This is a genomic window from Paenibacillus sp. Marseille-P2973 (genome assembly GCF_018101095.1).
Lineage (GTDB): Bacteria > Bacillota > Bacilli > Paenibacillales > Paenibacillaceae > Fontibacillus > Fontibacillus vini.
Genome location: NZ_JAGQEH010000002.1, coordinates 371389 through 384537, shown reverse-complemented (window position 1 = coordinate 384537; position 13149 = coordinate 371389). Strand labels below are relative to the sequence as shown.

Annotated in this window: 17 protein-coding genes; 13 read left to right on the top strand and 4 right to left on the bottom strand. The window is 40.7% G+C overall.

Going from position 1 to position 13149, the window contains the following annotated elements; genetic code table 11:
- Positions 1–12: 12 nt before the first annotated feature.
- Positions 13–1068, top strand: a complete 1056-nt coding sequence (locus KB559_RS05335; protein WP_211020674.1) for an ankyrin repeat domain-containing protein — start codon at positions 13–15, stop codon at positions 1066–1068.
- Between the two features lie 57 nt (positions 1069–1125).
- Here KB559_RS05335 and KB559_RS25450 read toward each other — a convergent pair whose 3' ends face one another.
- Entirely contained in the window at positions 1126–1500 is a 375-nt protein-coding gene (locus tag KB559_RS25450) for a hypothetical protein (RefSeq protein WP_306434221.1), read from the bottom strand.
- Between the two features lie 455 nt (positions 1501–1955).
- Between KB559_RS25450 and KB559_RS05330 the strand changes: the two genes are divergently transcribed.
- From KB559_RS05330 to KB559_RS05275, 12 genes are all read left to right on the top strand, one after another.
- Positions 1956–2729, top strand: a complete 774-nt coding sequence (locus KB559_RS05330) for a class I SAM-dependent methyltransferase (protein WP_211020673.1) — start codon at positions 1956–1958, stop codon at positions 2727–2729.
- 163 nt (positions 2730–2892) lie between these two features.
- Positions 2893–3372 carry an NUDIX hydrolase gene (locus KB559_RS05325; protein ID WP_211020672.1) on the top strand — a complete coding sequence of 160 codons (480 nt, stop codon included), beginning with the start codon at positions 2893–2895 and terminating at the stop codon, positions 3370–3372.
- Positions 3365–3988 (top strand): chloramphenicol phosphotransferase CPT family protein, encoded by a 624-nt coding sequence (locus KB559_RS05320; protein WP_211020671.1) that lies wholly within the window; start codon positions 3365–3367, stop codon positions 3986–3988. Before KB559_RS05325 ends, KB559_RS05320 begins: the two co-directional genes overlap by 8 nt.
- Before the next feature lie 26 nt (positions 3989–4014).
- Positions 4015–4308: an RNA polymerase alpha subunit C-terminal domain-containing protein gene (locus tag KB559_RS05315; RefSeq protein WP_211020670.1), complete on the top strand. Its 294-nt coding sequence runs from the start codon at positions 4015–4017 to the stop codon at positions 4306–4308.
- A 36-nt stretch (positions 4309–4344) separates the two neighbouring features.
- Positions 4345–4860: a P-loop NTPase family protein gene (locus KB559_RS05310; protein WP_211020669.1), complete on the top strand. Its 516-nt coding sequence runs from the start codon at positions 4345–4347 to the stop codon at positions 4858–4860.
- 80 nt (positions 4861–4940) lie between these two features.
- Positions 4941–5738: a phosphotransferase gene (locus KB559_RS05305; RefSeq protein ID WP_211020668.1), complete on the top strand. Its 798-nt coding sequence runs from the start codon at positions 4941–4943 to the stop codon at positions 5736–5738.
- A gap of 39 nt (positions 5739–5777) precedes the next feature.
- Positions 5778–6536: a gluzincin family metallopeptidase gene (locus KB559_RS05300; RefSeq protein WP_211020667.1), complete on the top strand. Its 759-nt coding sequence runs from the start codon at positions 5778–5780 to the stop codon at positions 6534–6536.
- Positions 6537–6554: 18 nt separating this feature from the next.
- On the top strand, positions 6555–7100 hold the full coding sequence (locus KB559_RS05295) for a GNAT family N-acetyltransferase (RefSeq protein ID WP_211020666.1): 546 nt from the start codon (positions 6555–6557) through the stop codon (positions 7098–7100).
- Positions 7101–7116: 16 nt separating this feature from the next.
- Positions 7117–7356, top strand: coding sequence for a DUF3977 family protein (locus KB559_RS05290; protein WP_247681585.1), 240 nt, complete (start codon positions 7117–7119; stop codon positions 7354–7356).
- 17 nt (positions 7357–7373) lie between these two features.
- On the top strand, positions 7374–8174 hold the full coding sequence (locus KB559_RS05285; RefSeq protein ID WP_211020665.1) for a GNAT family N-acetyltransferase: 801 nt from the start codon (positions 7374–7376) through the stop codon (positions 8172–8174).
- Positions 8175–8207: 33 nt separating this feature from the next.
- Entirely contained in the window at positions 8208–8675 is a 468-nt protein-coding gene (locus KB559_RS05280; RefSeq protein WP_211020664.1) for a VOC family protein, read from the top strand.
- Positions 8676–8690: 15 nt separating this feature from the next.
- Entirely contained in the window at positions 8691–9155 is a 465-nt protein-coding gene (locus tag KB559_RS05275) for a DUF4871 domain-containing protein (RefSeq protein ID WP_211020663.1), read from the top strand.
- Between the two features lie 169 nt (positions 9156–9324).
- On the opposite strand, the gene KB559_RS25060 is transcribed toward KB559_RS05275, so the two are convergent.
- From KB559_RS25060 to KB559_RS05265, 3 genes are all read right to left on the bottom strand, one after another.
- A complete protein-coding gene (locus KB559_RS25060; protein WP_244861524.1) occupies positions 9325–9438 on the bottom strand; it encodes a YjcZ family sporulation protein in 114 nt (37 codons plus the stop codon).
- Positions 9439–9549: 111 nt separating this feature from the next.
- Positions 9550–11484: a TOMM precursor leader peptide-binding protein gene (locus tag KB559_RS05270; RefSeq protein ID WP_211020662.1), complete on the bottom strand. Its 1935-nt coding sequence runs from the start codon at positions 11482–11484 to the stop codon at positions 9550–9552.
- Positions 11481–12956: a hypothetical protein gene (locus KB559_RS05265; protein WP_211020661.1), complete on the bottom strand. Its 1476-nt coding sequence runs from the start codon at positions 12954–12956 to the stop codon at positions 11481–11483. Before KB559_RS05265 ends, KB559_RS05270 begins: the two co-directional genes overlap by 4 nt.
- Positions 12957–13149: the final 193 nt, after the last annotated feature.

The following is a 13149-nucleotide window of genomic DNA, read 5'->3' as shown; positions in this document are numbered from 1 at the left end:
GAGAGAGCATATATGGGCAAAAAGAAAAAAACCTTACCGAAAAATTTTGATGAGCTTATTGATGCAGGCGATATATCAGCATTAAAAGAGGTGTTTACCAAATGCGAACTGGATGCCCGTGGCGGTTATAGTAAATCAACAGCCTTGAGCTTTTACCAAGTACCGAATGAATTGGTTAGCTGGCTCGTGGAACAGGGTGCAGATATAAATGCGAGAGACAATTACGGAGCAACGCCTTTGCACAAACATGCAATGAGTTGGTGTGGTAATACGGAGCTGCTGCTTGATTTGGGTGCGGATATAGAAGCCGTTGATTATCAAAACGAGACCCCCCTATTTGCCGCAGCAGGTTCTTTTAAACCAAAAGCGGTTCTCACCTTGGTTACTAAAGGAGCAAATATTGGCGCAAAAAATAAGATGGGCAAAACTCCATTAGAAAAAGCTTTGGCAATGTGCAGGAACGCTGATATTGTCAATATGGCGGAAGTTGCCGATATTTTGCTTAAAGCTGGAACAACCATTACACAGGAAATGAAAGACTCTGTAAAACGAATCGGAAACGACTTTGAGTTTCACAGAGAAGGCTTTAATAAGGAATATTTAAAACAAACGGATGAGGCACTTTTACGGCTATATGAGCTATTTGATGTTCTACCAGTCGAGAAGCGGAAGACGCACGACGGGGCCTCCCCAATAACTGTGTCAACAAAGGGATGGGACGCACAACATAATGAACTCTGGAATTTACTTATTCCTTCAAAAGGACATGCAAAAACCGTCCAGGGTGAAGTTATCCGGATCACCGGTAAAATGTCATATGAAATTTTGGATAATGGCGGTATTAATTGGGATAACCAATTTCGTAAAATGCTCAATAGTTTGATACATTACTTTAGCTTGGGTACACCATTAAACCCTGCTTTACTTCAGGAGGCAGCAACATTAGCTAAAGAGCTACATAACGGAAATGGTAATGATGAACCTGCGAGACTGTGCGAACTGGCGGTAAGTTGGGTACTCAGCAATCCGAATCCTATTGCTATGGAACAGCCTGAATATAAGCGATAAACAAATACCCCAGCCTATGATAGGAGCTATCAAGGCTGGGGTACCAATCGTTTGAAATTATTGTCTTATAACAAGAATGTCTCTAGGTGGTCTACCTGTGCTTTGGATTTCAGCGATCTCCGAGTTAGTAAGATTGCGGCCAACTAATATGAACGAAGATGTGACGTTATTGAAGTTGAAATTGCCTAAGTTAGCTACATTTTGACTGCCCCGGAACACGCGGAAGGACCCTTGAAAGTTAGTACCCGAAAACAGTACCAGTGTTACTTGGGAACTTTGCACATTGTTTCTGAGCCTGAAGCTTGACAGCGCGTTGTTAAACCGGAACGCTCCAAGATCACGAACTGCGACCCCACCGCGTCTAAAGAGAATCCGACGACCCGTAAAATTGGTACCTGACCATAAAGCAAGACGCACATCACTGTTTGCCAAATATATCACTCCTCTTCAAAGGTTGATATAGCATATTGCAGTTTCTAAGAATCGGTGTAGACAAATAGAGCAGGGTGATAGTTTGATTTTTTTATTGGAAGAATAATGAATGAGGATAGATGATAGAGATAGGCACATTACTCAGCATTTAGTAAAAGCCAAAATCTAAGAAGAAGAGATTTATGAATATGATTTGCATCGATGAAGAATATCGAGGGATGGGATTCGGTAAACAAGTCGTTCTTTTTGGATGAAACAAAAAGGATTGATCCCTAGGAAGTGATACTGTCAAAGGACCTTTAATGGTTTAATAAAAATTTAATTCATGCTTCAAGGCTGTAACACCGTGATTATCAGTTGTATAATCATGGAAGAGGCTCAGACAACAAGCGCACCTGCCTAAGATAATAGCTATCAAGGGTAGGTGCGTTTGTTGCATGAAGGGTGGTTAATAGATGCCGATCGATTTTCATGACAGTAGAAATCAATCAACGTATACAACTCGTGTAGCCGAAGAACAATGGCTGCGGACCATTGAAGAATATGTTGATTTCAAAGGAAAACATGTACTTGACGTTGGTTGTGGTGGAGGTATTTACTCTAAAGCATTTGCTTTGTCAGGCGCAGCGCATGTTACAGCAATAGATTTTTCCGTGGAAATGTTAAAAGGTGCGAAAGAAAATTGTAAAGATGTAAATAATATCAGTTTTATACAAGGGAGTGCCCTAGATACAAAATTAAAGGAGCAGCAATTTGACATTTTGTTAGAACGAGCATTAATTCATCACATTGCTGATCTTACGGCATGTTTCCAAGAAGCCAACAGAGTGCTTAAACCAAATGGAAGATTTATTATTCAAGATCGCACACCGGAAGATTGTGCCCTTCCAGGAAGTGAGACGCATATCAGAGGTTGCTTTTTTGAAAAGCATCCTAAATTAATTGAAAAAGAGAACATTAGGCGCTACTCCAGTCATAAAGTTAAAACAGTATTAGAACAAACAGGGTTCCATAGGATAAAAGAATTCCAATACTGGGAAACAAGAAAAACTTACAATGATTTTGACCAACTAAGAGATGATTTATTAAATAGAACTGGACGGTCCATATTGCATGAATTGTCAGATGATGAATTAATGGATCTGGTTAAATTCATAGAAACTAAAATAGGTCACTTGCAACCTATAAATGAAAGAGATAGATGGACTATATGGATCGCAGAGAAGTAAAGAAGTCGATAAAAAAACGATCGGCAATTGAAAAATCAGGGTGCGAGAGACAGCGCAACTATAGTCAGCTGGGAGTTTTTTAATGATAAGCAGGGGCAGCAACCATCAGATTAAATCGAATCGTTATAAGTACTAGGCTCCAAAAATTCGAAAGAGGTATACTATGTTTTCAAAATTGATTAACCTGATCCCTAGAGATTGGCTTGTTACTATGTATAAACACATGCCGTTTACCGGTTTAAAGAATTGGATTGTTTATCGTGCGCAGCATAAGTTTTTAGTTGCAGTATTGGGGATAATTACAAATGATAAAGGACAAATTCTACTGCTTAAACATGAATATAGAGAACAACCATGGGGAATCCCTGGTGGCTGGATGGAATTAGAAAGTCCTGAAGATGGCTTGGAGAGAGAAATCAGTGAGGAAACAGGACTTAAAGTGCAAATTACTGGACTAGCAAAAGCGATATATGGGACAAGACCGAATCGAGTCGATCTGATATTTAAAGGGAAGATCCTTGAGGGAATCTTTAAACCGAGTTCGGAAATATCCGAAATTTGTTATTGTGAAGTAGATCATTGGCCAGTGGGATTGCCGGCTGAACAAATAAAGTTAATAAAAGAAATACTAAGTGATGGTTAAATGGGAAACCAAAAGGGAGATTAAAATGATAAATACGGGGACAGTGATTTTCCTGAATGGCACTTCGAGTGCAGGCAAAACCAGTATTTCTAATGAGTTAATGCAAACACTGAATGAAGATTTCATATACCTCTCTGTCGATAATGCCATTGCCGGCGTAAATGATATGTTGATGAGTATGTTTGGTAAACAGATAACTAGGGATGAAATTAGAACTATCGAACATGAAGAAATGATAGAAAATCCAGTGATATCCCTCTTTCATCATTATATTATGGCTTTTTCCAGGATCGGAAAGAATGTAATAGTTGATCATGTGTTAATCGATCGATCGTGGTTAGAGGAATGCATTAAGCTGCTACATAATACACAAACATTTTATATTGGTGTCCATTGTCCGCTAGAAGAACTTGAACGAAGAGAACGAGAAAGAGGAGACAGACCGATAGGGTTGGCCAAAGCCCAATTTGAAATGGTTCATAAGCATAGCAAATATGATTTCGAAGTGAACACAAGTGATAACTCGATAACTGAATGCGCAAATATGATTAAGGATTTTATAATTACAAATCAACCTAACGCTCTTAAAGAACTAAAAGTGAAAATGAATTTGTGAGATTTAAGGAGAAGGTGATGGTTAGAATGGATACTTCAAATAAAGATTTAAGAACGTGCAGCCAAGGTCATAAATATTATAAAAGCAGCGATTGTCCCACTTGCCCGATCTGTGAGCAAAACAGCAAACCGGCTGACGGATTTCTTTCAATGCTCTCCGGACCGGCAAGACGGGCGTTGGAACATCATGGGATAAACTCATTGCAAATTCTCTCCACATATAGCGAAAAGGAGATTTTGAAATTCCACGGTATGGGACCAGCGTCTTTACCTAAACTAAGAACTGCTTTGCAGGAGATAGGATTAACATTCAAAGAATAATTAGAAAAGATGATGTAAGCTATTTTGGAGGAAAAAATGAAAAAAGCGTTGGTCATTGGATGTCCCGGATCTGGCAAGTCAACTTTTTCTTCAACACTGGGCATAAAATCTGACATTCCCGTAATTCATTTAGACTTATTTTACTGGAAGCCAGGATGGATCAGTTGTAGTACTCAAGAGTTTGATGAAATTCTTAGGAATTTATTACATCAAGAAACTTATATTATGGATGGGAACTATTCAAGGACTATAGATTTTAGGATATCTTTCGCGGATACGGTTTTCTTTTTTGATTTTTCACGATTCCTATGTATTTATCGGGTAATCAAAAGGAGAATTTTGAATCATGGTAAAACCGGAGAATACATGGGGAAAGATTGCCGGGAAAGAATCGATTATGAGTTTATCAAGTCCGTATGGAATTTCAGGAAAAGACAAAGAATGCAAATCATTAATATATTGGATAAGTACAAGCAGAGCAAGAATATTGTTATTTTTAGAAAGCCAAAGGATGTAACCGACTATATGAAGAGCTTTGAACGCCCCAGCTGAGATAAAAGCTATCTAATGGCTGGGGTCGTTTCTTGAATACAAGAACGTTATAGTAATCAGTGCTCGGGGAGGAGATCCATTTGTCAGAACATGAGGAAGCAATTAATGGTGGAAATATAAATAAGGTTGTAAGGGTAGGAGAAACCGTACGACGAGAAGCGAAACCTAATCCTTTCGTACATGAGTTGCTTGAACATCTTGAAAAGATGCAATTCACCTATTCACCAAGATATTTGGGGCAAGATGATCAAGGAAGGGAGATTCTTTCTTATCTTGAAGGCGATGCGCCAGGTAATAAGTATCCTGAAATTGAGGAATACATGTGGTCTGATGAAGTCTTAATAAGCTTGGGTAAGTTGCTAAGAATTTACCATGATGCAACGGTAGGATTTAAACCCTCACAACCCTCTATAAACAACTATCCTGATGAAAGCCTACATGAAGTCATTTGCCATAACGATGCTGCATTGTATAATATTGTATTTAATAATAAGCTTCCTGCAGGAATTATTGATTTTGACATGGCTGGTCCAGGTCCGCGTTTGTGGGATATTGCCTATACATTGTATACATCTGTTCCGCTTGCTGAGTTTTCACCGGATCATCATAATAGAGCAATTGTCAGCTATGATAGGGAAAGTCATGCATCAGAGCGAAAGAGACGTATAGGATTATTTTTCAGTTCGTACGGGATGGAAGTTCCTGCTGATCTTAAAGATTGGGTTATTACTCGTATTAAGTTCATGTGTACGACTCTATCAGATCGCGCTGAGGCTGGAGATTCTGCATTTATTAAGCTGGTGGAGGATGGCCATTTAGCTCACTATGAGAAGGAAATCATATTTCTTGAGAAGCATTTTGATGACTGGAGAAAATAAGTATGCATTACAATAAAATCTCATAAAGGGGAAAAAAGCGTGAAGCTTTTAAAGTGTAAAAGCAAAATTATCGGATTGATTTTAGGACTGTTCATTTTTTCAATTGTTGTTGTCTCTCTAACGGTTTATGCAAAGCCAGTTAACGCTATGTTCGTTGATTATTCAAATATGGAGCAAATCGATAAAGATGTTTATGTGGAACCTGATTTGAAGAGCGATGAAAGAACGGAGTTGTTGGAATATGTAATGTCCTCACAAGATAAAGTGGCAGATGTTTTTGGTGAAAGAGTTTCTTCTCCCTATTTAATAGTCACTCTTAGTCAACAAGCATTGAAGAAATATGCGGAAAATCCGACGGGGCAAACTTATTACTATCCATGGAAGAATTATATCGTTGTTGGACCAAAGGGGTTAAATGTAAGCGTAATATCACATGAATTCACTCATGCAGAGTTAAGAGAAAGATTACATAATAAGAATAAAGTCCCCGTGTGGTTTGATGAAGGTCTAGCAACCATGGTTGACGGCAGATATTCCAACTACGAAAAGGTATGGATGGAGCATTCGAATAATGGCGAGATACCTGTTGATTATAGCCCGCTTGACTCACATCAAGCATTTCATTATGGAAACGCCGAGGCTTGGACTAATTATAATTTGGCATGTTACGAAGTTTCACGCTGGTACACAATTGTAGGAAGTTCCGGTCTTATCAAATTAATCGATGAGTTGAACGAGGGTGAACAATTCGATGTTCAGTATAAACTATTAGAAACTGAAGCAAGTAATCGGGATTAACAAATAGGAGAGGTAATCATGATCATTTTTCAAAATCAGGAATTATGTCTAAGAAGTCTTGAATTCGAAGATGCTGATTTACTTGTAAAGTGGCTCTCTAACCCCACAGTACTCCAATATTATGAAGGCCGAGATCGGGCTCATGATGAGGAGTTAGTTCAAAAGCATTTTTATGAAAATAGGGATGGAATTACCCCGTGTATCATTCAATATCGATCCATTGACATTGGGTACCTTCAGTTTTATGTGATAGATGAGGAAGAGATTAAGAAGTACGGGTACACTGATTTCAACGGAAAGATTTATGGGATGGATCAGTTTATTGGGGAGCCTTCTTTTTGGAACCAGGGAATCGGAACACAACTAATTAAAGAAACCGTCAAATATCTTAAAAATGTTAAAGAGGCAAAGATCGTAGTCATGGATCCTCAAGCCTGGAACACTAGGGCATTAAAGGTTTATGAGAAATGCGGTTTTATTAAGAAGAAATATCTTAAGAAACATGAATACCACGAAGGACAATATAGAGATTGCTGGCTGATTGAATACAAAAATAATGAATGATTTCAGGAGAAGATCGTTGAAAAAGTATATCGAGATTGGAATTGGCAACAGGTGGATCGTCAGAACGGAACTGGAGCATGAAGATGGAACAGAGACCGAAATTAAAGGAATCGTGAAACCGTTTAAATTGAAATCAGTATATTTAAGACTATGGATAGGAAGAAGAGTCTTGATTATTGATCTTAAAGAAGGAATAAAGCTTCAGACCAAAAACAGAAAAAGTTTCAAATTAATAATAGGACTCTACGGAGTTTAAGAAGAGGAGGTCCCTTAATGCATGAGTTAGCTCAAGAAGATTACTACATTGTTAAACCATTACTTGAAGGCGGCCACGTGCACCCTGAACTCGTCTCAATAATAGAAGGGAACAACCCCGGTTGGATTTTCGTAGATCAAGTTACTACTCCCCAAAGTGCAATTGTATGGAGCAAAGGGATGCAAGGATTTTACCTCATTGGTGACCATACTAACGAAGCTTTTGTTCTTAATTTGGATGACTATATTAAAAGCAAAATAGAACCGAGAATGAAAGAAGTGGCATTAAACCATTTTGAAGTATCAGGCCATCACGATAAATGGAATATGGAATCTATTTTTCCTACAAGGAAACTCTACCAGTTTGAACAATTGGTGCTGAAATTATTGAATAATCCAGAAGTTCAGAAAAGTATTGAGATAGAGACAATCAATCTTAAAACATCAGATTGGGAGTGCCCAAAATATCGAAATGTAGAATTAATTGATACTCACATTGGATCGTTCTGGTCCTCTCGTGATGACTTCATGAGAAACGGGTTTGGTTATGCAGCTGTTATTGGAAATGAAATAGTTGGTGTTTGTTATTCTAGTTTTGTCACTAATGATACTCATGCAATAGGGATTGAGACTGTATCTAGTTTTCAAAGCAAAGGTGTGGGGACACATCTCGCGAGCTTATTAACTGAGGAAATATATCGTAATGGGTTCACCCCATATTGGGATTGTTCACTAGATAATGAACCTTCCAAAAAGCTTGCGGAAAGATTAGGGTTCACTCAGGTGCATCGCTATACTGGCAGCTTTTTTGAACTTTAATTTGAAATTCATATGGAGAAGGGAAGGCAAACCATGATACTTGGATTGTACGAAGCACATCTACCTGTTAGCAATTTACACAGATCCATCGAATTTTACTCTAAATTAGGATTAGAACTTGCCTGGAGAGATGAAGATACTGCTTTCTTCTGGATTGAAAAGGAGAAGAGTTGGATTGGTTTATGGCAAGGAGAGGAACATAAAACTTCGTATCACCCCTCACTAAGACATTTAGCATTTCGTGTTAGTTATGAAGATCTTAAAGATAGCGTAAAATGGCTAAAAGCTATCGAGATAGATCCGGTACCGTTTGGCAAAAGAAATTCAGTACATCCTTTTATCCGTCCAAATCAGGGGAACGCTTCCGTTTATTTCGATGATCCGGATGGAAACAGCTTAGAATTGATGTGTTTTATAAGTGTCCCTGAAAAGTTTAAAAATGTAACCAATAAATTATCAATAGAAGAATGGGAAAATCTTTTGAAAGAGACCGCTTTTTAAGGAGTTGAACCTATTATGAAGAAGATTCTTTTTCTGTTTATATTACTTGCTATCGGACTTATCACTGGCTGCAATGAACATAATGAATCTGATTGGAAACTAAGTTCAACTTTTGGTGTGCCTTATACAGATGATCAAGGTGTAGAGAGAAGTTTTACCCTAAGAGGGATTGAAAACAAGCTTGGAATAACGGATGCTCCCCTTACTGTAGGGGTCTCCCAGAAGGTTGTTTGGCATTTTTGGGATCAGGAAGACAACCTTATCGGAAAGTCATTTAAAGTCGAAGGTATAAGTGCCAAAACCGGAGAGCAGGTTACTTTGTTTGAATCGGATCCCCTTGTGCTAGCTCCCAATTTAGGGGCAACAACATCGTTGCCATCAGGAATTAAACTGACCTCGACGGGTCTTTGGAAACTCAATATTTATTTAGATAACGAGCATTATGAATCTTTATTTGTTGAAGGTAAGGAACCGAATTAGCGATAAAAGGGTTTCTGAGAAATGAAAAAGCTTAAGCGGTATCGATACCGCTTAAGCCTTATAAACTAGATAAACAATCCCGAACATGATTATTGACGAAATCACTTGGATTGCTGATCTTGTCTTTTCATTAAATCAACAAAGGAACGATAATCGTACCGCTGTAAAATTAGATGAATGTACGAGAAACGATAACCAGCAGAATGAACAGTACGAGGATTACACCTGTACTTGTAAACAAGCCAGCGCAGCTACAGCTGCCAACTCCACCCAGTTCTCCCATTGCGATTTTCCCCCCTTCGCCGTATATATCTAAATTGTATGAATGTACACGGCAGGTGGATTGGACTCCTGTCTAGAAATACGGCGAATGCCTTAAGAATTTTGCCCTTGCCTAAGGAAATGGATGCGGATAAGGATTGAGCTCCTGCAGAGTCAGCCTGTGGTCTGTATAACCTAACTTCATCGGTATGTCCAATACCCGATTTAGCCCATGAAGCCGGGTAAGATGGTGACCAAATGTCATGGGTAACATTCCCGGTATAAGCACCTTCACACAATGGAGTCCATTGCGTAGCGTCTCGCTCGATGACTGGTCAACAACAATGACATCCATCTGAAGACGGAGGAAAACTTGAAGTATTTGTTTTAAGTCCTCTGTTAAATCTTCTTGCCAAGGAATCGAAGGAAACTCTTCTGCAAAAGTTCGGAGGAGGTTCTGTTCATCCATTAAAAAATGAAGCCGTTCTTCTGCCTGTGGCAAGCTATAGAGCAGGGAGTGATCTTCCATATGCTGCACAAGGTATGAGTCTTGAAGCATAGCTTCGGCTTCTGGTCTTCGTGCGTTCAATCTCTTCTCCGCCGCCGGGATCATGCCCGCCAGCTCGTGTATGGCGCTCTTGGCCGCCCGAATTGGATCGAGATGAGCTCCAGCAGAACAGAGAAGATTTACGTTATGTGCTGCGTTTCCTTTTGCGATTGCCCATATGCTGGGAATTCCGTTTTCCATTGTGGTGTTGTATAAGCTCACTTCATAACCAGTAACCGCTTGTAAACGTTGAATCATCAGGATCAGCTCCGGGTCTCGAGAAGAATCATAGTCAAGCCGGGGAGCAGGGAGTTTCCCAAACCAGGTCATCAGAAAGGAATCTCTCTCAACCACTTCGAAAATCCCATACAAAATGGCCTCCTCCAGGCTTCCTCCTACAGCACACCCATTGGAGTTCTCATACACAAATCCTTCTCCTTCACCCATGCTATAATACGCCAGCAGTTCAGGGACCAGAACAGGACGTGAATGTAGAAACGAATATCCCCAGACCCATTCCATTGGAGCTTCCGGATCATATGGGCTAAAAGGAAAGTCAGGCTGATTGTACTGTTCCTCTGCATGAAGCCCTACCACATTCGGATCCAGGGCGGTATCCTTAAGTTGTGAATAGCTGCCCTGCACGATGGTTCGCTTGCCACGAGGAGTCACGCCGCAATAACGCTCCAGCCCTTCTAAGATCCCCGCAAGCTCGCTTTCTACATAAGAGTGTGATCGCCCCCCAGTAACCTCATCGTAAAAACCTAACGGAAGGTTTACACCGGCCATGGCAAAGACAGAGTCGAGCCCCCACTTTTTATCGTTAAAAATTCCTGTACGACGGTCCCAGTAATCTCTAAGTAAAACACTCTTTAAATCATTTATTGAGCGGCTTCGGTAACTGTTGCCCGCCTTTAGGCACTTCTGTAGTGCTATTTCCGCTAATTCAGCGGAGTCATCCGGCAATTGCCCGCAAACGGAACAAGTCCCGAGCGGCATGACATAATGGATCGAGCAGCTCAGATGATCCAAGTTGACCAAATAGAGATGTTCTTCCGTATTTGCTCTATCGCCTCGCAAGACCTTATCCGTTTCCGAGGAGATAATATGCGCCATATAACAAGCAACCGCCGGAGATACCTCAACAGTATTAGAGGAAACATAATCTTCAGACACGAGCTTCAAAAGTAAATCCTCGACCTCTTTCCGATTGCTCCCCGCTAAGGATAATCGCGTTTCTGCACATTGGAAACATCCGGTCGTTCCAGGAACCCTTAACGGCCCTATGATTCCTTCTCCTAGAGATATATAGGCGCTTAACCATGCAATGCCACGCGAAGTCAGTTTTTGTTCAGCTTCATAAATCGTGGAGGAGTTATCCTCATCATTCAGCACCAAGACCAAGTCTACTGCGGGAATCTCTTCACTAAAATCCTTTCTTTGAATAGGCGAGTATTCAGATAAAAGTTTAGATACAGCTGCGGCAAGCGTTCCCTCCCCAATAATAGCGACAGAATTCATGAAGATTCCTCCTCTCCAAGAACTACACCGTAGGCTACGAACGGCCCTTTTCCCCACAACGATTCATTATGCACTTCAAATACCTCAAGGCACTTATGCGAATGCTTCAGAGTCTCCATGGCTGAGACTATCAATGAACTATAGCTTGGAGGATCACCGACTTCAGAAATAGGAAAGTTGTAATCATCATGACCTTTTTGTAGAAGGGGAGGGACCGCTGTGGGCTCGGTTATACTCAGTGCCTTCAGCAGTGATTGGCGAAGTGCATGCGTGAAACTAAGATCCACGCTACCATACCATGACGAATCTGCGCAGACCCAGACGGTCGGAAAACCGAACACCGGCTCACCTACTGCAATAAGAGGTTCCCTTTCCAAGGTGGTTAATGCTTTTGAGTAATACTGACTACGGATGTCTTCCATTTGCGGGCATGCAATACGCTGAACAACAATCGGTCCATCAGACACAATCCGCTTACTTAACTCTTTCGTTAAACAAGCCCTAAGCCCACGGCCTACGGCTTCATTAATATCGCATCCAGCTCCAATGCTGATTCTTTCTTGCTTATCATCAAGTAAGTTGGCAAATAGCCGCGGAATCAGGCGGGTCACATAAGCTTCTAACCCAGCCAATCCCGATTCTCGCCGAGCCTCAACATGCGTCAGTCCACTCCTGATAATGGTAGGTAAGAGCTGCTCAGATTCTTGGGGCAAGGGGTCTACAGGTTGAACAAGACACTGGGCCAGCGGAAGCTGAATTAAGTCCGACTCTTCCCATGCATGAAAGATTCCGGTTACCTTGGAAGTCAGTTGGTTGAACGCCGTAAACCATACCTCCGGACTTATCTTTTCATGATTAATTAGCAGCCTACGCGCTATATCCGTCACCGGATGGGCCAAGGTAAACCCGGATACTAAAGGATGTGAGAGTACAGAATGCCAGCCTCCAGTTAGCGTTAAGGGGTCGAGTAAGAAGCAATGATTCCTATAGTCCATTTCATGTTCATACGTAATGTCTTTATGCCTTACATGAACTAGTATACTTGTTAAGATTCCAATAGCCGCACTGGAGAAGACCACCGGCGTTTGCTTTTCGGGAAAAGCGGAGTAATGGATTCTCCTCCATGCTGATTCCCATTGGCCGTCTCCGTCAGGGTCCAGCAACGGACCTGCCATTCCAATTCCTCTTATGACGATGGCAGGGAGCATTTGTTTCCTTTCCGCCATGCAAGCAAGTTGAATACACCGAAGTTCGTCCCAATCACCATGCTCTGAAATGTACAATATAAATTGAAAAGGCTGAACGATTGCCCTCCAATCCGGCTCCTCTTTTTCTTCGGTGTCTGTTGATTCCTTATTTGTTACATAAACCGCGAGATCAGACAAACCGGATTCATACCATGATTCAGCAAGCGAGAGCAAGATGCGGCCGGAACCGATAGCGAGTGTACCCTCTTCTTGAAGCGTAGCCATCCTGCACAACTCCTTCCCAATCTTTTTGATGCATAATGCACTGTTCAAGCTACTCAAATTTCGCTATTTACGAACGATAAAATTCATTTAAAGATATGAAGCTTGCTGTTCTTGTATGTATTTCATCGTTTAAAACCGTATTCACTGTGAAGGGCAATCACCCTTTGTCAGTGAGATGTATTATAATGGAATA

Bases quoted from the DNA above. Each gene is read 5' to 3' on its own strand.
- KB559_RS05295 (WP_211020666.1), top strand. From the start codon at position 6,555: ATGATCATTTTTCAAAATCAGGAATTATGTCTAAGAAGTCTTGAATTC.
- KB559_RS05285 (WP_211020665.1), top strand. From the start codon at position 7,374: ATGCATGAGTTAGCTCAAGAAGATTACTACATTGTTAAACCATTACTT.
- KB559_RS05310 (WP_211020669.1), top strand. From the start codon at position 4,345: ATGAAAAAAGCGTTGGTCATTGGATGTCCCGGATCTGGCAAGTCAACT.
- KB559_RS05270 (WP_211020662.1), bottom strand. From the start codon at position 11,484: ATGAATTCTGTCGCTATTATTGGGGAGGGAACGCTTGCCGCAGCTGTA.
- KB559_RS05275 (WP_211020663.1), top strand. From the start codon at position 8,691: ATGAAGAAGATTCTTTTTCTGTTTATATTACTTGCTATCGGACTTATC.
- KB559_RS25060 (WP_244861524.1), bottom strand. From the start codon at position 9,438: ATGGGAGAACTGGGTGGAGTTGGCAGCTGTAGCTGCGCTGGCTTGTTT.
- KB559_RS05315 (WP_211020670.1), top strand. From the start codon at position 4,015: ATGGATACTTCAAATAAAGATTTAAGAACGTGCAGCCAAGGTCATAAA.
- KB559_RS05330 (WP_211020673.1), top strand. From the start codon at position 1,956: ATGCCGATCGATTTTCATGACAGTAGAAATCAATCAACGTATACAACT.
- KB559_RS05280 (WP_211020664.1), top strand. From the start codon at position 8,208: ATGATACTTGGATTGTACGAAGCACATCTACCTGTTAGCAATTTACAC.
- KB559_RS05320 (WP_211020671.1), top strand. From the start codon at position 3,365: ATGGTTAAATGGGAAACCAAAAGGGAGATTAAAATGATAAATACGGGG.
- KB559_RS05265 (WP_211020661.1), bottom strand. From the start codon at position 12,956: ATGGCTACGCTTCAAGAAGAGGGTACACTCGCTATCGGTTCCGGCCGC.
- KB559_RS05335 (WP_211020674.1), top strand. From the start codon at position 13: ATGGGCAAAAAGAAAAAAACCTTACCGAAAAATTTTGATGAGCTTATT.
- KB559_RS05325 (WP_211020672.1), top strand. From the start codon at position 2,893: ATGTTTTCAAAATTGATTAACCTGATCCCTAGAGATTGGCTTGTTACT.